This is a genomic window from Pseudomonas sp. zfem005 (genome assembly GCF_032621735.1).
Taxonomy (GTDB): Bacteria; Pseudomonadota; Gammaproteobacteria; order Pseudomonadales; family Pseudomonadaceae; genus Metapseudomonas; species Metapseudomonas solani.
On sequence record NZ_JAVYJE010000006.1, the window covers coordinates 99,500 to 115,969 of the forward strand.

The following is a 16,470-nucleotide window of genomic DNA, read 5'->3' on the forward strand; positions in this document are numbered from 1 at the left end:
CTGGGTGATGTCGGAGCGAACCTGAAAGGCAGAGTGCACCGGGACCGGTGCCGAGAGGAACCTCCCAAGAATGCTGCAAGGCGGGGGAGGCGCATCTTGTTCCCTACGCAGGCCTTAACCTGATCAGGTTCAACGGGATCCGGAACTTTCCGATCTCAGCCTCCGATTCGAGGCACCCCGACAAGAACGCGGCCAGTCTAAACAAGCCCCCCGAACAAAACCAACCCCAAGGTCAGAAATAAATGACCAGTCCGTCCGAAACCGACGCCCGGACCGCGTCGCGCATTCATTGTTCCCGGCAAGCAACATAACGTGTTGCAAACTACACTGACCCCGCCATGGGGCCGTCTTGACCGCGTACCATGGCAGCCGTAGCCTTGCCCGACTTCACTGAATCTAGGATTGATCATGCTGCGCAGACTCTCACTGGCTGTTGCCGTGGCCTCCGCTTTCGCGGGTAGCGCCTGGGCAGCAGAGGCCCCGCTGTCAGCCAAGACGGACCTCGTGACCGTCTACAAGGACGCCGTAGACAACAACGCCGATCTCGCCGCCGCGCGCGCCAACTTCGAAGCCGTGCGCGAAGCCGTGCCCCAGGCCCGTTCCGGCCTGCTGCCGCAGATCAATGGTGGCGCCACCGCCAACGACACCCGCACCAAGCTCGATGAGCCGTCGGCCACCAGCTCCCGCAGCGGCATCGCCTACCAGGCCAGCCTGAGCCAGCCGATCTTCCGCGCCGACCGCTGGTTCCAGCTGCAGGCCGCCGAGGCCAGCACCGAGCAGGCCTCCCTGGAATTCTCCGCGACCCAGCAGAACCTGATCCTGCAGACCGCCGAAGGCTACTTCGCCGTGCTCCGCGCCCAGGACAACCTGGCGTCCACCAAGGCTGAAGAAGCGGCGTTCAAGCGCCAGCTCGACCAGGCCAACGAGCGCTTCGATGTCGGCCTCTCCGACAAGACCGACGTGCTGGAAGCCCAGGCCGGCTTCGACACCGCCCGCGCCAACCGCATCATCGCCGAGCGCAACGTGGATGACGCCTTCCAGGCCCTGGTCACCCTGACCAACCGCGAATACGCCTCCATCGAAGGCATCCAGCACACCCTGCCGGTGGTGGTGCCCGCGCCGAACGATGCCAAGGCCTGGGTCGACACCGCCGCCCAGCAGAACCTCAATCTGCAGGCCAGCAACTACGCCGTCGACGCCGCCGAAGAAACCCTGCGCCAGCGCAAGGCCGGCCACGCACCGACCCTGGACGCCGTCGCCCAGTACCAGAAAGGCGACAACGACAGCCTCGGCTTCAGCAACACCGGTTCCAGCCCGGTGCGCTACGGCAGCGACGTCGAGCAGCGCACCATCGGCCTGCAGCTGAACATCCCGATCTACAGCGGCGGCCTGACCAGCTCCCAGGTGCGCGAGTCCTACCAGCGCCTGAGCCAGACCGAGCAGCAGCGCGAAAGCCTGCGTCGCCAGGTGGTGCAGAACACCCGCAACTACCACCGCGCGGTGAACACCGACGTGGAGCAGGTGAAGGCCCGCAAGCAGTCGATCATCTCCAACCAGAGCGCCCTGGAAGCCACCGAGATCGGCTACCAGGTCGGTACCCGCAACATCGTCGACGTGCTCGATGCACAGCGCCAGCTGTACAGCTCGGTGCGCGACTACAACAACGCACGCTACGACTACATCCTCGACAACCTGCGCCTGAAGCAGGCCGCCGGCACCCTGGCCCCCTCGGACCTGGAAGCCCTCGCCAGCTTCCTCAAATCCGACTACGACCCGGACAAGGACTTCCTGCCCCCGGACCTGGCCAAGGCCGCAGAAGCCAGCCTGAAGAACAAGGCCGACTACTGAGTCGTCCCGCCCCATGAAAAAGCCCAGCTCGTGCCGGGCTTTTTCATGGGCGCCTTTCCAGACACATGTAGGGCGGGTGAAACCCGCCGATGACCATGCACAGGGGCAAGTCGGGTTGCACCCGACCTACGGCTTAGCCCGTAGTATGCACCCTCAGTCCCGATAATCCGGCGCCACCCGCTCCAGCAGCCTCAACAGCGCCTGCCAGGCCAGGTCCATCGCATCCGGGTCGGTCAGCTCGCCCTCCCCGGCCGGTTGCGCGGGCTCGTTGAACTGGCGCTGGGTGTGCTCGCAGACTTCATGGGGCGGCAGCAGCAATTCGCCGCCGGCCTGGGCCGCCACCTGGATGTCGCAGGCCTTCTCCAGGTAGTACATGCGCAGGAAGGCCTGGGCCGGCGTCTCGCCGACGGTGAGCAGGCCGTGGTTGCGCAGGATCATCACCGGCTTGTCACCCAGGTCCGCCACCAGGCGCTTCTGCTCATCGAGGTTGAGCGCCACGCCTTCGTAGTCGTGGTAGGCGACGCGGCCGTAGAACTCCATGGAAATCTGGTTCACCGGAAGCAGCCCGGCCGGCTGAGCGGCCACGGCGCAGCCCGCGCGGGTGTGGGTGTGCAACACGCACTGGGCATCTTCGCGGGCGGCATGGATGGCGCTGTGGATGACGAAGCCCGCCGGGTTGACCTTGTAGCGGGTGGGTTCCACCGCCTTGCCCTGCAGGTCGATCTTCACCAGGTCGCTGGCACGGATCTCGTCGAACATCAGCCCGTAGGGGTTGATCAGGAAGTGATGCTCCGGCCCGGGTAGCCGCACCGAGATGTGGGTGAAGATCAGGTCGGTCATGCGGAAGTGGGCGATCAGCCGGTAGCAGGCGGCCAGTTGCTGGCGCAGGGCGCGCTCCTCGGGGGAGCAGGACGATGGGGGCAGCGGGGCGTGCAGCGGCGTCATGGAAGGCTCCAGGGTCGATCGAAAAGGAAGCGGCCCACCGCCGAGGTGGGCCGGGCAAGGGGCACCCTATCAGCGTACCGCCCAGGCGTTGAAGCGCTCCTCCAACTCCTCGCCATGATCGACCCAGAACTCCACATCCATCGGCAGGCTCGCCGCCAGCGCATCGGGCGTCACCGGGATCCAGCGGGCCTGTTCAGAGTCCAGCGCGGCGGCAGCATCGCGGTTGGTCGGCCCGTAGGGGATACGGCGGATGTACTCCAGCTGCGGCGCCTTGCGGTTGGCGAAGGCGATCAGTCGCTCGGCCTGCTGCGCATGCCGGGAGCCCTTGATGATCGCCCAGTAATCCATGCCGTAAAGGCTGCCCGGCAGCACCAGGTCGAGGTTGCGCCCGGCCTGGTGGGCCGCCGCCACGCGCCCGGAATAGGACGAGGTCATCACCACGTCCCCAGCGGCGAGCCATTGGGTCGGTTGTGCGCCCGCCTCCCACCACTGGATCTGCGGCTTGATCTGGTCGAGCTTGGCGAAAGCACGGTCCACGCCGCCCGGGCTGGCGAGCACCTTGTACACGTCGGCCACCGGCACGCCATCGGCCAGCAGGGCGAACTCGAGGTTGTACACCGCACGCTTGCGCAACCCGCGCTTGCCGGGGAATTTCTCCAGGTCCCAGAAATCGGCCCAGGACGTGGGCGCAGCCTTCAGCCGGTCGGCGTCATAGGCCAGGGCGACACCCCACACCAGCGCGGCCGAGCCGCACTCCTGGACGGCATCCTCGATCAGCCGCTCACTGCCGCCCATACGTTGCCAGTCCAGCCGCTCGAACATCCCGCTTTCGCAGCCCCGAACCAGGTCCGGCCCTTCGATCTGCACCAGGTCCCAATCGACGTGGCCGGTATCGGCCATCACCCGGATGCGCGCCATCTCGCCGTTGTATTCGCTCTGAATCAGCGGCTTGCCGTCCTCGGCCACAAAGGGTTTGAAGAAGGCCTCGTCTTGGGCCTTCTGGCCGTCACCGCCGTAGCCGACCACCACCATGTCGGGTGCGCCCTGGGCCGCCACGGCGGGCATCAGCGCGGCCAGCAGGGTAATGAGAGGCAGGTTCGGGAAGCCGCGCGAAGGGCGCGAAGAGTCGTGTCGCATGAGGTTCTCCCATTGTTCTTGTTGTGCAGGGATGGCCCGTCAGGGGGCACGCATCACGCTAGTTGTCGCTCAGTTAAAAAACAAGTTGATTTTTTACTATGGGTAAATCAGTAATGGATTAATAAGAATTCCAGCAGCCCCGACGAGGATTGCCATGCACGCCTTCCCGCACCTGTTCGAACCCCTGCACATCCGTGGCAAGCGCCTGAAGAACCGCATCATGTCCAGCGGCCACGACACCAGCCTGCCCACCGACAACCGGGTCAACGACGCGCTGATCGCCTACCAACGCACCCGAGCCGAGGGCGGCGTGGGCCTGATCGTGCTGCAGGTGGCCGGGGTGCACGACAGCGCCCGCTACACGTCGCATGTGCTGATGGCCACCGACGACACCTGCATCGAGGGCTACCGCCAGCTGGCCGAAGCCTGCCAGGCCCACGGCACCCTGGTGCTGTCGCAACTGTTCCACCCCGGGCGGGAGATCATGGAGACCGCCAGTGGCCTGCTGGCGGTGGCCTATGCGCCCTCGGTCAGCCCCAACGAGCGCTTCCGGGTAATGCCCCGGGCGCTCGACCAGCGGATGATCGACGAGATAGTCGCCGGCTACGGCGCCGCCACCCGCCGTCTGCGCCAGGCCGGCCTCGATGGCGTGGAAGTGGTGGCCAGCCACGGCTACCTGCCCGCCCAGTTCCTCAACCCCCGGGTCAACCACCGCGAGGATGGCTACAACGGCGACCTCGACGCGCGCCTGCGCTTTCTCCGCGAGGTGCTGGCGGCCGTTCGCCAGGCCGGCGGCGAGGACTTCATCGTCGGCCTGCGCATCTCCGCCGACGAGCGCGATCCGCAGGGGCTCAGCGAGGATGAATCGCTGCAGGCCGTACTCGCCCTGGAAAGCGAGCTGGACTACGTGCACTTGGTAGCCGGCACCTCCGCCTCCCTCGGCGGCGCCGTGCACATCGCGCCGCCCATGGCCATCGCGGCGGCCTACCTCGCGCCGACCGCGGCCTGGTTCAAGGCACGACTGCACATCCCCCTGTTCGTCACCGGGCGCATCAACCAGCCCCAGGAAGCGGAGCAGATAATCGCCAACGGCCAGGCCGATGTCTGCGGCATGACCCGCGCCCTGATCTGCGACCCGTTGATGCCGGAGAAAACCGTCGGCGGCCGCGTCGAGGACGTGCGCGCCTGCATCGCCTGCAACCAGGCCTGCATCGGCCACTTCCACAAGGGCTACCCGATCTCCTGCATCCAGCACCCGGAAACCGGCCGCGAGCTGCGCTATGGCCAGCCGGCCAGAGCCACTCGGGCACAGCGCATCATGGTGGTCGGCGGCGGCCCAGCCGGCATGAAGGCCGCCGCCGTGGCGGCGCAGCGTGGCCATGAGGTGACCCTGTTCGAAGCGGCTGCGCAGCTCGGCGGCCAGGTGCTGCTGGCGCAACTGCTGCCCCGGCGCAGTGAGTTCGGCGGTGCCGCCACCAACCTGCAGCGGGAAATGGAACTGGCCGGCGTGAAGGTGGTGCGCAGTACCCGCGTCGACCGTGCCCTGGTGGAGCGCGAGCGCCCGGACCAGGTGATCATCGCCACGGGCGCCACGCCTTACTGGCCGGATTTCGAGCGCGGCGGTGCTCTGCAGGTGGTCGATGCCTGGCAGGTGCTCAGGGGCGAGGTGCAGCTCGGCCCTTCGGTGATGGTCGCCGACTGGCGTTGCGACTGGATCGGCCCCGGCATCGCCGAGCACCTGGCGCGCAACGGTCACCGGGTGCATCTGGCGGTGAATGGCACCCACTGCGGCGAAAGCCTGCCCCTCTATGTGCGCGACCAGATGGTGGGCGAACTGCACCGCCTCGGCATCCCCATCACGCCCTATGCACGGCTCTATGGCTGCGATGACGACACCGTCTACATGATGCACACCGCCAGCGGCGAGCCCATGCTGTTCGAGGCCGTGGATACCCTGGTGCTGTGCCAGGGCCACCAGCCGCTGGATGAGCTGGGGGCGACCCTGGAAGGCCTGGTGCCCTTCCAGCGCATCGGTGATTGCCTGGCCGCACGCACGGCGGAGGAAGCCATATTCGAGGGGTTGCAGGCGGCCTGGGAAATCTAGGGCGCGACGGGCCCGCGCCTGCTTTACAATGCCGCGTTCGCGCGGGGCCAGCCCTCCGCCCAGCCCCAAGGACCGGAGGGATCATGAGCCCCAGCCTGCCGTCGCCCGGCACCGCCAATGCGCCCGAGAGCCAGTTCCTCGGTACGCGCATCCGCGCCCTGCGCAAGCGCCGCGACATGACCCTCGCCGAGCTGGCCGAACAGAGTTCGCTGACCGCCGGCTACATCAGCCAGCTGGAACGCAACCTGGCCTATCCCTCGATCCCCACGCTGTTCAACATCGCCCGCAGCCTGGGCGTGACCATCCAATGGTTCTTCGCCAGCGAAGCCCCCACCGCCGACGCGGACAAAGGCTATGTGGTGCGCAAGAACAGCCGCATGAGCCTGCACTACGACGACGGCATCACCGACGAGCTGCTCAGCCCACAACCGAGCCGCTCGCTGGAAATCCTCCACTCGCGATTCCCCCCGGGCACCTACAGCGAAGAGAGCTACAGCCACGAGGGCGAAGAAGCGGGCTATGTGCTCAGCGGTGAATTCGAGCTCTGGGTCGGCGAACGCCACTTCCTGCTGGGTGAAGGCGACAGCTTCGCCTTCTCCAGCCAGGAGCCCCACCGCTACGGCAACCCCGGCGACAAGGACACGCTGATCCTCTGGATCATCACCCCGCCGACCTTCTGAGACGGGCCTGGCCCGGGCTCACCCCAGCAGGCGGGCGAGCCCCGCGAGCAACCGCTCCAGCGCCCCCTGGTTGGCCCTGAGCACCGCCAGCCCGGCATCGTGCATGCGGGTCGCGGCAGCGCTGTCGCGCCAGAGGCTGGCGACAGCGCTCTGCAGCGCTTCGGCGTCGGCCACTTCGATCAGGGCGCCGTTGTCGCGCAACTGCGCGGCGATGTCGAGGAAGTTGAACAGGTGCGGCCCACTGAGCACGGGCTTGCCCAGCGCCGCGGGTTCCAGCAGGTTGTGCCCGCCATTGGGCACCAAGCTGCCACCGACGAAGGCAATGTCGGCCAGGGCGAAGAGGAACAGCAGCTCGCCCATGGTGTCGCCCACCAGCACCGACGTCGCGGCGGTCAGCGGCTCGCCGGTGGAGCGACGCACGGCGGCGAAACCTTCGCGGCGGCACAGTTCGAATACCGGGTTGAAGCGCTCCGGGTGACGGGGTACCAGCAGCAGCAGCGCATCGGCGCGCTCGGCCAGCAGTTGGCGATGGGCGGCGAGGATGATCTCGTCCTCCCCCGCATGGGTGCTGGCGGCGATCCAGACCGGGCGTTGCTCGGCGCTCCACTGCCGGCGCAGGTCGGCGGCGCGGACGGGCAGCTCGGGGTCGATGCGCAGGTCGAACTTGATCGAGCCGGTCACCGTCACCGCTTCGGGACGGGCTCCGAGGGTGCGGAAGCGCTCGGCCTCGGCTTCGGTCTGCACCGCGAGCCAGCTCAGCTCGGCGAGCATGGGCGCCGTCAGCTTGTGGAAGCGTGCGTAGCCACGGGCGGAACGCTCGGACAACCGCGCATTGGCCAGCACCACCGGCACGCCGCGCGTGTGGCACTGGTGGATATGGTTGGGCCACAGCTCGGTTTCCATGATCACCGCCAGCTTCGGCTTGAGCAGGCGCTGGAAGCGCGCCGCCGCCCAGGGCAGGTCATAGGGCAGGTAGCAGTGCTGCACCTGGTCGCCGAACATCGCGCGGATGCGTTCGGAGCCGGTGGGGGTCATGCAGGTGACGGTGATCGGCAGTTGCGGGTGGCGTTCGCGCAGGGCGCGGATCATCGGCGCCGCGGCGATGCTCTCGCCCACGGATACCGCATGGACCCAGATGCCGCCCGGTTGCAGGGGCGGCAGGCCGAAGGCGAAGCGCTCGGCGATGCGCCGGGCATAGGCCGGCGCGCGCCAGGCCCGCCAGGCCAGGCGCAGGGCGATGAGGGGCAGGCCGAGGTGGAACAGCAGGGTATAGAGGGTGCGATTCATGGGCGCGGAGCTTATCAGAGCACGGGCCCGGGATCAGCCGACGGCCTTGAGGTGCTCGGCGAAGCAGTCGGCCAGCCACAGCGCCGCCGGGCCCAGCGCCTCGTCGCGGCGGCACACCAGCTCCACCACCAGCGGCGGCGGCGTCCAGTCGCTGCTCAGCTCCACCAGCTGGTTCTGGTAGGTCGGGTACTGCACCACGTGGCGTGGCAGCCAGGCCCAACCGAGGTTGCGCATCAGCAGCTCGGCCATGGTGTAGAAGCTGTCAGTACGCCAGATCGACGGGCTGAGCTGCTCGCCGCCGGGGTAGCGGCTGTCCTGGGGCGCCATCAGCAACTGGCGATGCCGGGCCAGCTCGCGGCGGTCGACATGGCCGACGCCCGCCAGGGGATGGCCGACGCCACAGACGGTGACCATTTCGATGGTGCCCAGGCGCTGGCGCTCCAGTGCCTCGGGCATCTGCTCGTGGTGGAACAGCAGGCCCAGGTCGGCGCGGCGCTCCAATAGCTTGCGCGCCACATCGCCCTGGGCACCGCTGGCCAGCTGCACCTCCAGCAGGGGGAAGGCCTGGGCCAGCGCCTCCAGGCTGTCGAGCACCGGCTGGTAGGGCATGGCTTCATCCTGGGCCAGGCGCAGGCGCACCTCCTCGCCCCGCACCAGCCCCAGCGCGCGGCCCTCCAGGCGCTCGCACTGGCGCAACACTTCTCGCGCCTCCTCCAGCAGGGTGCTGCCCGCGGCCGTCAGGCGTGGCTGGCGCCCGCTGCTGCGCTCGAACAGGGTGACGCCGAGATCCGCCTCCAGCAGGGCGATGGCGCTGCTGACCGCCGACTGCACGCGGTTGAGCCGGCGTGCCGCCGAGGAGAACGAGTGGCCCTCGGCGACGCTGACGAACAGGCGGATCTGCTCCAGGTTCCACTGCATGACCTATCTCCTATTCAGATAGGTAATCACTTTATCCCATCATCCAGATGACTAGAATCGGCAGCCTGATTTCAAAGGAGGCCATCATGACCGGCTATCTGTACCTCGCCATCGCCATCACCGCCGAAGTGATCGCCACCACCTCGATGAAGGCCCTCGACGGCTTCAGCAAACCCGTTCCGCTGCTGCTGGTGGTGATCGGCTACAGCATCTCCTTCTGGATGCTCAGCCTGGTGGTGAAAAGCATCCCCGTGGGCATCGCCTATGCGATCTGGGCGGGGCTGGGCATCGTCCTGGTGAGCATCGCCGCGGTCTTCCTCTACCAGCAGAAGCTGGATCTCCCGGCCATGCTCGGCATGGGCCTGATCGTCTCCGGCGTGGTGGTGATCCAGCTGTTCTCCAACAGCACCGGCCACTGATCCACGTCGGCCCCGCCTCACGGCGCGCGTTATACTGCGCGCCGGTTTTCTTCGAGGCAGCTTCCATGTCCCAGGTTCTCAGCACCGACGTCCTCATCGTCGGCGGCGGCGTCGCCGGTCTCTGGCTCGCCGCACGCCTGCGCGGCCAGGGTTACTCCACCCTGCTGGTGGAGAACGCCAGCCTCGGCGGCGGCCAGAGCGTGAAGTCCCAGGGCATCATCCACGGCGGCGCCAAGTACGCCCTGCATGGCGCGCTGACCGGCGCCTCGGAAGCCATCGCCGACATGCCCCGCCGCTGGCGCGAAGCCCTGGCCGGCAACGGCGAGCTGGACCTGCGCCCGGTGCGCCTGCTGTCCGACGCCCATTACCTGTGGTCGCCCGGCTCGCTGGCCGGCAACATCACCAGCTTCTTCGCCAGCAAGGCGGTACGCGGCCGCGTCGACCAGGTCAAGGGCGACGCCCTGCCCCCGGCGCTGCAACACCCGAAATTCAAGGGCAAGGTCTACCGCCTCGCCGAACTGGTGCTCGACGTGCCGAGCCTGATCCAGCGCCTGGCGGACCTCGCCGGCGACGGCCTGCTGGCGGGCCACAACATCGAACCGCTGCGCGAGGGTGACGAACTCGTCGGGCTGGTGGTCGATGGCCGCGCCATCCGCGCCCAGCGCATCGTGCTCAGTGCCGGCGCCGGCAACGAGGCGCTGCTGCAGGCCCTGGGCATCCAGCAGCCCGGCATGCAGCGCCGCCCGCTGCACATGGTGATGGTCAAGGCGCCCAGCCTGAAGCCGCTCTACGCCCACTGCCTCGGTGGCGGCCCCAAACCGCGCGTCACCGTCACCACCCACCCTGCCGCCGATGGCCAGTGGGTCTGGTACCTGGGCGGCGACATCGCCGAAGCCGATGGCGTCGCACGCAACGAAGCCGAGCAGATCGCCGCCGCCGAGAAGGAACTGCACGACCTGCTGCCCTGGATCGACCTCTCCGCGGCCCAGTGGGCGACCCTGCGGGTGGACCGCGCCGAACCGAGCCAATCCGGCCTGGTGCGCCCGGACAACGCCTTCCTCGCCGACCAGGGCCGCCTGCTGGTGGGCTGGCCGACCAAGCTGGCGCTGGCCCCGGACTTCGCCGACCGGGTGATCGCTGCCCTGGAGCGCGACGGGGTGCAACCGACACAGCAGCCGCCCCTGCCCGAACTGCCGCGCCCGAGCCTGGCGCAACCGGTATGGGAGGAACTGCTGTGAGCCAGAGCAGCCTGCATCACCTGCACCGCCCCCTGGGCGACACCGGCTTGGTGGTTTCGCCGCTGGGCCTGGGCACCGTCAAGCTGGGCCGTGACCAGGGCGTCAAATACCCTTCCGGCTTCACCATCCCCGATGACGACGAAGCCGGCCGCCTGATCGGCCTGGCCCGCGAGCTGGGCATCAACCTGATCGACACCGCACCGGCCTATGGCCGCAGCGAGGAACGCCTCGGCCCGCTGCTGCGCGGCCAGCGCCAGGACTGGGTGATCGTCAGCAAGAGCGGCGAGGAGTTCGAGGCGGGCCAGTCCAGCCACGACTTCAGCCCGGCGCACACGCGGCGCTCGGTGGAGCGCAGCCTCAAGCGCCTCGAGACCGATTACATCGACCTGCTGCTGCTGCATTCCGACGGCGACGACCTGCGTATCCTGCAGGACAGCGGCGCCTACGAGACGCTCGCCGAGCTCAAGCGCGAGGGCAAGATCCGCGCCTTCGGCCTCTCCGGCAAGACCGTGGAAGGCGGCCTGCTGGCGCTGGAGCGCGGCGACTGCGCCATGGTCACCTACAACCTCGCCGAGCAGGGCGAGAAGCCGGTGCTGGACTATGCTGCCAGTCACGCCAAGGGCATCCTGATCAAGAAGGGCCTGGCCAGCGGCCACGCCTGCGTGGGAGCCGGCGTCGACCCGGTGAAGGCGAGCTTCGAGCTGATCTTCGGCCACCCGGGCGTCGGCAGTGCCATCATCGGAACCATCAATCCGCTGCACCTGTCCCACAATGTCACGACGGCCGCCGAGGTGCTGAAAGGCCGTCCCTAGAGCGCCGCAACTGCGGCCGACCCCGACGCAAGAAGGAGCCGACATGCCGCGAATACTCGCCCGTAAAGACCCGGGGGCGTTCAAGACCCTGCCCCTCCATGTCGAGGCCACGGCCGATGGCCTGGCCTACCAGGCCCTGGGGCTGCCGCTGAACTTCACCCAGATGCTCGAACGCCGCCGGCGCCCGGTGGAGATCGCCGACAGCCAGCGTTTCGCTGTCGAGCTGGCCAACCTGGGCGTCTCCGTGCGCCTGACCCTGGAGCTGCAGGGCCGCGAATACTGGGTGCTGGTGCGCCAGCGCCGGTTGGACCGCGGCGACACCGTGCTCAAGCTGATCTCTGGCTACGTGCCGGCCCACGAGCTCAACCTGCCGCTGCTCACCGCCATCCAGGAAGTGGCCGAGGAATGCCTGATCGAGACGCCCGAAGGCTGGCTCGGCGGGCGCTTCGCCGATACCTGGCTGCCCACGCCCTACCAGCGCCAACTGCACTATCGCGAGGCCAGCCACTTCCGCCTGAGCCCGCTGTCCGGCGCCGCACGCCCGGTGCAAAGCGGCAGCCTGACCTTGCTGGAACGCCCTCGGGCCTATGTGCACCTGCCCACCGCCTCGTTGCAGCTGGTCTACGACATGAGCCTGGAGCTGCCCCGCGACGCCCGCCAGCTGAGCTTCTTCCACGTCGATGAGAGCCTTCGCGACGGCGAGCTGGTGGCCGCGCTGGAGCGTCGCCGCCCGGACATCTACCTGCTGGCCCGCGACCACGGCAAACCCACCGGTGAACTGCTGACCCTGCGCAATGGCGAACTCAAGCCCGCCAGCACCCGGGGCATCTGGCTGTCGGAAAGCTTCGCTGAGCAGGACGGCTGGCTGGTGCGCGATGAGCGCATCCGCTGGAAGGACTGGCTAGCCCGCGTCGGCACCGCCGAGCAGGCCAAGCGCCTGGCGTGCTGAAGCCCCTGGCGGGCACGGCGCCCCAAAAAAGAACCCCGCCGAAGCGGGGTCAATCGGGCACTACAACAGAATCACTTGAGTTCGCTTGAGCTCTTGCCCAGCAGGCGACGGGCGATGATCAGCAGCTGGATCTGCTGGGTCCCCTCGAAGATGTCGAGGATCTTCGAATCCCGCGCCCACTTCTCCAGCAACTCGTCCTCGCCGTAGCCGAGGGCGCCAACCAGCTCCACGCACTTGAGCGTCACCTCGTTGGCCACACGCCCGGCCTTGGCCTTGGCGATGGAGGCCTCCTTGGAGTTGGGCAGCTTGTTGTCCGCCATCCACGCGGCCTTGAGGGTCAGCAGGCGCGCAGCCTCCCATTCGGCTTCCAGGCGGTAGAGGGTCGCCTCCACATGGCTGACGCTGAGCAGCGGCTTGCGGTAGTCGAACTTGCAGCCGGCCTTCTTCAGCAGCTCACGGGTGCGGTCCAGCGAGGCCTTGGCCACGCCTATGGCCATGCCGGCCACCAGCGGGCGGGTGTTGTCGAAGGTCTCCATGACCCCGGCGAAGCCCTTCTGCACATCGATCTCGGCATTGCCCAACAGGTTGGCCGCCGGCACCCGGCAATCGCTGAAGCTGATGGACGCGGTGTCCGAGGCCTTGATGCCGAGCTTCTTCTCCAGGCGGGTGACGCTCATGCCGGGCGTGCCCTTCTCCACCACGAAGGACTTGATCGCTGCGCGGCCCAGGCTCTTGTCCAGGGTCGCCCAGACCACCACCGCGTCGGCGCGCTCGCCGGAGGTGACGAAGATCTTCTCGCCATTGAGCACGTAGTGGTCGCCATCCTTCACCGCCGTGGTGCGGATGGCTGCGGAGTCGGAGCCACAACCCGGCTCGGTGATGGCCATGGCCGCCCAGGTGCTGCCGAAGCGCTTGAGCTGTTCCTCGTTGGCCACCGCCGCGATGGCGGCGTTGCCCAGCCCCTGGCGCGGCATGCCCAGCAACAGGCCAACATCGCCCCAGCAGAGTTCGATCACGCCCAGCAGCGCCGAGAGGTTGCCGCCGTTGCGCACGCCCTCCTCCACCTGCCCGCTGCCGCGCTTGCTGGCGGAGGTGGCACCAACGGCGTCGGGGGAGCCGGCGTTCATGCCGTCCAGCAGCGCCGCCAGCAGATCCAGCTCCTTGGGATAGGCATGCTCGGCCTTGTCGTACTTGCGCGAGATGGGGCGGAAATAGTTGGCCGCCACCTGGTGCGCCTGGTTGGCCAGGCCACGGAATTTCTTCGGGGTTTCAAGGTTCATCGTCATCCCCTTAAAGGTGCAAGCCGCCGGCCATGATGGCCACGGCACGCAGGTCTCGGTACCAGCGCTCGGCCGGGTGTTCCTTGGTGAAACCATGGCCGCCGAGCAGCTGCACCGCGTCGGTGCCGATCTTCATCGCCTTCTCGGCACACAGCAGCCGCGCCAGGTAGGCCTCGCGCTGGAACGGCTCGCCGCGCTCGGCCCGGGCACAGGCACGCCAGACCATCATGCGCATGGCGTCGAGCTCGATGGCGATGTCCGAGACCATGAAGGCGACGCCCTGCCGATGGCTGATGGGCTCGCCGAAGGCGACACGCTCGTTGCAGTAGGTGACCACGTAATCCAGCGCCGCCTGCCCCGTGCCCAGGGCCAGTGCGCACCAGCCCAGGGTGGTGAGATCGAGGAAGCGTTGGTAATCGAAATCGGCCGCGGCCAGGCGGTTCTCCAGCGGCACCTTGACGCCCTTGAGCTGCACCCGCGCAGTGGAGCAGGCCTTCAGGCCCATGCCGGGCTCAGCCTGGCGTTCCAGCCCCTTGGCACCGCCCTCCACGAGGAACAGCGCCGGGCCGTCTTCGGCCTCGGCCGCGACGATCAGCTGGCTGGCGTTGAGCCCCTCGAGCACCAGGCTCTTCTCACCGGACAGCTGGTAGTGCTTGCCCTTGCGGCGCGCCTTAGTGGCCAGGCGATGGGGATCGGCCAGCAAACCCGGCTCGCTGACGGCGATGGCCACCAGCGGCGGGCGCTCTTCGCCCACGAAGGCCGGCAGCCAGCGGGCCTGCTGTTCGGGCGAGGCGGAACGACGGATGCAGTTGGCGGCGGAGAGCGGCACCAGCAGAGAGGCGGCCAGGGACAGGTCGCCCCGCCCCAGGGCCTCGGCGATCAGCGCGTTGCTGATGACGGTGCGCTCGCCGGCCATGCCGCCGTGCACCTCACCCACGCCATAGTGGGCAAGGCCCAGCTCCAGCGCCTGATTGAGCAGCTCGGCGGGGATGGCACCACGGGCGTCGGCATCATGGGCAGCCGGGCGCAGCACCTCCAGGGCGAAACCCTGGAGCATCTCGCGGATCATCTGCTGCTCGTCGGACAGGGACAGGTCGAACAGCGCATCCGGATCGGCCGCACGCGGCTTCTTGGCGGCCTTGCCGGAACGCTCGGCGACCATCTGGAAGCCGGCACGGCTGCCGGTGAAGAGAAGTTTCTCGAAGGGTTTGCGCAGCTTGAACCGGTCCGGCCAGTCGGCCTGGGCAACGCGGTTCAGCACGGACAGGGCGCGTCCCTGTGCATCGGTACTCATGGGCATCTCGCTCCACGCGGGGTGAGGATGCCTCGATGATGCGCGCCGCGAATGGGCGCGCCTATGACCGACGGGACGCAGGCGAGTGGCACGACGGCCACCCACCCGGGGGAGGATCAGCGGCTGCGGATCTTCTCGACGATGGCGGTGGTGGAGCTGTTCTCCACCAGGCCGAGCACGCGCACTTCGCCGCCGTAGGCCTTGACGATGTCGGCACCCACCACCTGCTCGATGCCGTAGTCGCCGCCCTTGACCAGGATGTCCGGCTTGACCTGGCCCAGCAGGCGCTCGGGGGTGTCTTCGCTGAAGCTCACCACCCAGTCGACGGCACCGAGGCCGGCGAGCACGGCCATGCGCCGGTCCACCGAGTTGATCGGCCGGCCGGGGCCCTTGAGGCGGCTGACCGAGGCGTCGTCGTTGACCGCCAGCACCAGGCGATCACCCTGGGCACGGGCCTGCTCGAGGTAGGTCACGTGGCCGGCATGGAGGATGTCGAAGCAGCCGTTGGTGAAGACGATCTTCTCGCCGTGGGCGCGGGCGTCCTCGATGGCCAGCAGCAATTGGTCCAGGCTAAGCACACCGCGCTCGGAGCCCTGCTCGCGCTGCACGGCACGGCGCAGCTCGGGTGCGCTGATGGCGGCGGTCCCCAGCTTGCCGACCACGATGCCGGCGGCCAGGTTGGCGAGGGCGACGGCCTGGGGCAGGTCCTCGCCGGCAGCCAGGCTGGCGGCCAGGGTGGAGATCACGGTGTCGCCAGCGCCGGTGACGTCGAACACCTCACGGGCGCGGGCCGGCAGGTGCAGGGCAGGCTGGTCCGGGCGCAGCAGGGTCATGCCGTGTTCGCCACGGGTCACCAGCAGCGCGCCGAGGTCCAGCTCACGCATCAGCTGCGCGCCCTTGGCGACGAGGTCGGCCTCGTCGGTGCAACGCCCGACTATGGTTTCGAACTCGTTGAGATTGGGGGTGATCAGGCTGGCACCGCGGTAGATGCCGAAATCCTTGCCCTTGGGGTCGGCCAGCACCGGGATGCCCTTGCGACGGGCGGCCTGGATCAACGCCTGGTGGTTCTTCAGCGCGCCCTTGCCGTAGTCGGAGAGCACCAGCACCTTGACCCCGGAGAGCAGGCGCTCGACTTCGACGGCCAGTGCTTCGGCGTCGGTCTCGAAGGGCTCTTCGAAGTCCATGCGCAACAGTTGCTGGTGGCGGCTCATGACCCGCAGCTTGACGATGGTCGGCTGCGTGGGGATGCGCTGGAAGCGCGCGTCGACGCCAGCGGCGCCGAGGCTGGCGAGCAGGCTGGCGGCGGCCTCGTCCTCACCGGTCACGCCCACCAGGGCAGCCGGCGCGCCGAGGGCGGCGATGTTCAGCGCCACGTTGGCGGCACCACCCGGGCGATCCTCGATCTGGTCGACACGTACCACGGGCACCGGCGCTTCAGGGGAAATACGCGAGGTGCCGCCATGCCAATAACGGTCGAGCATGACATCGCCCACCACCAGAACGGGGGCCAGATCGAAACGGGGCATGGTGAGCTTCATGAAGACTCCAGGAGCATGGAA

At 68.2% G+C, this 16,470-nt stretch carries 14 protein-coding genes and 1 riboswitch; of the genes, 7 read left to right on the forward strand and 7 right to left on the reverse strand.

Annotated features, from left to right (window positions below; translation table 11 throughout):
- Nucleotides 1–83: 83 nt before the first annotated feature.
- Nucleotides 84–190, reverse strand: a riboswitch (TPP riboswitch).
- Between the two features lie 218 nt (nt 191–408).
- Complete coding sequence (locus RTW82_RS14920) at nt 409–1,848, forward strand: TolC family outer membrane protein (RefSeq protein ID WP_316925554.1); 1,440 nt, start codon at nt 409–411, stop codon at nt 1,846–1,848.
- Nucleotides 1,849–2,001: 153 nt separating this feature from the next.
- Here RTW82_RS14920 and RTW82_RS14925 read toward each other — a convergent pair whose 3' ends face one another.
- Together RTW82_RS14925 and RTW82_RS14930 are read right to left on the reverse strand one after the other, a co-directional pair.
- Nucleotides 2,002–2,793 (reverse strand): class II aldolase/adducin family protein, encoded by a 792-nt coding sequence (locus RTW82_RS14925; protein ID WP_316925555.1) that lies wholly within the window; start codon nt 2,791–2,793, stop codon nt 2,002–2,004.
- Nucleotides 2,794–2,862: 69 nt separating this feature from the next.
- Nucleotides 2,863–3,930, reverse strand: coding sequence for an ABC transporter substrate-binding protein (locus tag RTW82_RS14930; protein WP_410478801.1), 1,068 nt, complete (start codon nt 3,928–3,930; stop codon nt 2,863–2,865).
- Between the two features lie 154 nt (nt 3,931–4,084).
- On the opposite strand from RTW82_RS14930, the gene RTW82_RS14935 reads away from it, so the two are divergent.
- Together RTW82_RS14935 and RTW82_RS14940 are read left to right on the forward strand one after the other, a co-directional pair.
- Nucleotides 4,085–6,034: an FAD-dependent oxidoreductase gene (locus tag RTW82_RS14935; protein ID WP_316925556.1), complete on the forward strand. Its 1,950-nt coding sequence runs from the start codon at nt 4,085–4,087 to the stop codon at nt 6,032–6,034.
- 80 nt (nt 6,035–6,114) lie between these two features.
- Nucleotides 6,115–6,714 (forward strand): cupin domain-containing protein, encoded by a 600-nt coding sequence (locus tag RTW82_RS14940; protein WP_410478807.1) that lies wholly within the window; start codon nt 6,115–6,117, stop codon nt 6,712–6,714.
- Between the two features lie 18 nt (nt 6,715–6,732).
- Here RTW82_RS14940 and waaA read toward each other — a convergent pair whose 3' ends face one another.
- Nucleotides 6,733–8,001 carry a lipid IV(A) 3-deoxy-D-manno-octulosonic acid transferase gene (gene waaA / locus RTW82_RS14945; protein ID WP_316925558.1) on the reverse strand — a complete coding sequence of 423 codons (1,269 nt, stop codon included), beginning with the start codon at nt 7,999–8,001 and terminating at the stop codon, nt 6,733–6,735.
- A gap of 33 nt (nt 8,002–8,034) precedes the next feature.
- Nucleotides 8,035–8,919: a LysR family transcriptional regulator gene (locus RTW82_RS14950; protein ID WP_184490568.1), complete on the reverse strand. Its 885-nt coding sequence runs from the start codon at nt 8,917–8,919 to the stop codon at nt 8,035–8,037.
- Between the two features lie 86 nt (nt 8,920–9,005).
- Between RTW82_RS14950 and RTW82_RS14955 the strand changes: the two genes are divergently transcribed.
- The 4 genes from RTW82_RS14955 to RTW82_RS14970 all read left to right on the forward strand — a co-directional run bounded on the left by RTW82_RS14955 (nt 9,006) and on the right by RTW82_RS14970 (nt 12,337).
- The gene (locus tag RTW82_RS14955; protein WP_021219791.1) at nt 9,006–9,338 is read left to right on the forward strand and encodes a DMT family transporter; all 333 of its coding nucleotides are present in this window, start codon (nt 9,006–9,008) and stop codon (nt 9,336–9,338) included.
- A 65-nt stretch (nt 9,339–9,403) separates the two neighbouring features.
- Complete coding sequence (locus tag RTW82_RS14960; RefSeq protein WP_316925559.1) at nt 9,404–10,576, forward strand: NAD(P)/FAD-dependent oxidoreductase; 1,173 nt, start codon at nt 9,404–9,406, stop codon at nt 10,574–10,576.
- Nucleotides 10,558–11,388, forward strand: coding sequence for an aldo/keto reductase (locus RTW82_RS14965; protein WP_410478802.1), 831 nt, complete (start codon nt 10,558–10,560; stop codon nt 11,386–11,388). The genes RTW82_RS14960 and RTW82_RS14965 overlap by 19 nt, the downstream gene beginning before the upstream one ends.
- A gap of 43 nt (nt 11,389–11,431) precedes the next feature.
- On the forward strand, nt 11,432–12,337 hold the full coding sequence (locus tag RTW82_RS14970; RefSeq protein ID WP_316925561.1) for a metal ABC transporter ATPase: 906 nt from the start codon (nt 11,432–11,434) through the stop codon (nt 12,335–12,337).
- A 71-nt stretch (nt 12,338–12,408) separates the two neighbouring features.
- On the opposite strand, the gene RTW82_RS14975 is transcribed toward RTW82_RS14970, so the two are convergent.
- The 3 genes from RTW82_RS14975 to hldE all read right to left on the reverse strand — a co-directional run bounded on the left by RTW82_RS14975 (nt 12,409) and on the right by hldE (nt 16,449).
- Nucleotides 12,409–13,617, reverse strand: a complete 1,209-nt coding sequence (locus RTW82_RS14975; RefSeq protein ID WP_316925562.1) for an acyl-CoA dehydrogenase family protein — start codon at nt 13,615–13,617, stop codon at nt 12,409–12,411.
- Nucleotides 13,618–13,627: 10 nt separating this feature from the next.
- On the reverse strand, nt 13,628–14,917 hold the full coding sequence (locus RTW82_RS14980) for an acyl-CoA dehydrogenase family protein (RefSeq protein ID WP_316925563.1): 1,290 nt from the start codon (nt 14,915–14,917) through the stop codon (nt 13,628–13,630).
- 110 nt (nt 14,918–15,027) lie between these two features.
- Complete coding sequence (gene hldE, locus RTW82_RS14985; protein ID WP_316925564.1) at nt 15,028–16,449, reverse strand: bifunctional D-glycero-beta-D-manno-heptose-7-phosphate kinase/D-glycero-beta-D-manno-heptose 1-phosphate adenylyltransferase HldE; 1,422 nt, start codon at nt 16,447–16,449, stop codon at nt 15,028–15,030.
- Nucleotides 16,450–16,470: the final 21 nt, after the last annotated feature.

What these genes read in the sequence shown, in the direction of transcription:
- RTW82_RS14975 (WP_316925562.1), bottom strand. Translation starts at nt 13,617, where the DNA reads ATGAACCTTGAAACCCCGAAGAAATTCCGTGGCCTGGCCAACCAGGCG.
- RTW82_RS14925 (WP_316925555.1), bottom strand. Translation starts at nt 2,793, where the DNA reads ATGACGCCGCTGCACGCCCCGCTGCCCCCATCGTCCTGCTCCCCCGAG.
- RTW82_RS14970 (WP_316925561.1), top strand. Translation starts at nt 11,432, where the DNA reads ATGCCGCGAATACTCGCCCGTAAAGACCCGGGGGCGTTCAAGACCCTG.
- waaA (WP_316925558.1), bottom strand. Translation starts at nt 8,001, where the DNA reads ATGAATCGCACCCTCTATACCCTGCTGTTCCACCTCGGCCTGCCCCTC.
- RTW82_RS14950 (WP_184490568.1), bottom strand. Translation starts at nt 8,919, where the DNA reads ATGCAGTGGAACCTGGAGCAGATCCGCCTGTTCGTCAGCGTCGCCGAG.
- hldE (WP_316925564.1), bottom strand. Translation starts at nt 16,449, where the DNA reads ATGAAGCTCACCATGCCCCGTTTCGATCTGGCCCCCGTTCTGGTGGTG.
- RTW82_RS14930 (WP_410478801.1), bottom strand. Translation starts at nt 3,930, where the DNA reads ATGCGACACGACTCTTCGCGCCCTTCGCGCGGCTTCCCGAACCTGCCT.
- RTW82_RS14960 (WP_316925559.1), top strand. Translation starts at nt 9,404, where the DNA reads ATGTCCCAGGTTCTCAGCACCGACGTCCTCATCGTCGGCGGCGGCGTC.
- RTW82_RS14955 (WP_021219791.1), top strand. Translation starts at nt 9,006, where the DNA reads ATGACCGGCTATCTGTACCTCGCCATCGCCATCACCGCCGAAGTGATC.
- RTW82_RS14935 (WP_316925556.1), top strand. Translation starts at nt 4,085, where the DNA reads ATGCACGCCTTCCCGCACCTGTTCGAACCCCTGCACATCCGTGGCAAG.
- RTW82_RS14965 (WP_410478802.1), top strand. Translation starts at nt 10,558, where the DNA reads ATGGGAGGAACTGCTGTGAGCCAGAGCAGCCTGCATCACCTGCACCGC.
- RTW82_RS14920 (WP_316925554.1), top strand. Translation starts at nt 409, where the DNA reads ATGCTGCGCAGACTCTCACTGGCTGTTGCCGTGGCCTCCGCTTTCGCG.
- RTW82_RS14980 (WP_316925563.1), bottom strand. Translation starts at nt 14,917, where the DNA reads ATGCCCATGAGTACCGATGCACAGGGACGCGCCCTGTCCGTGCTGAAC.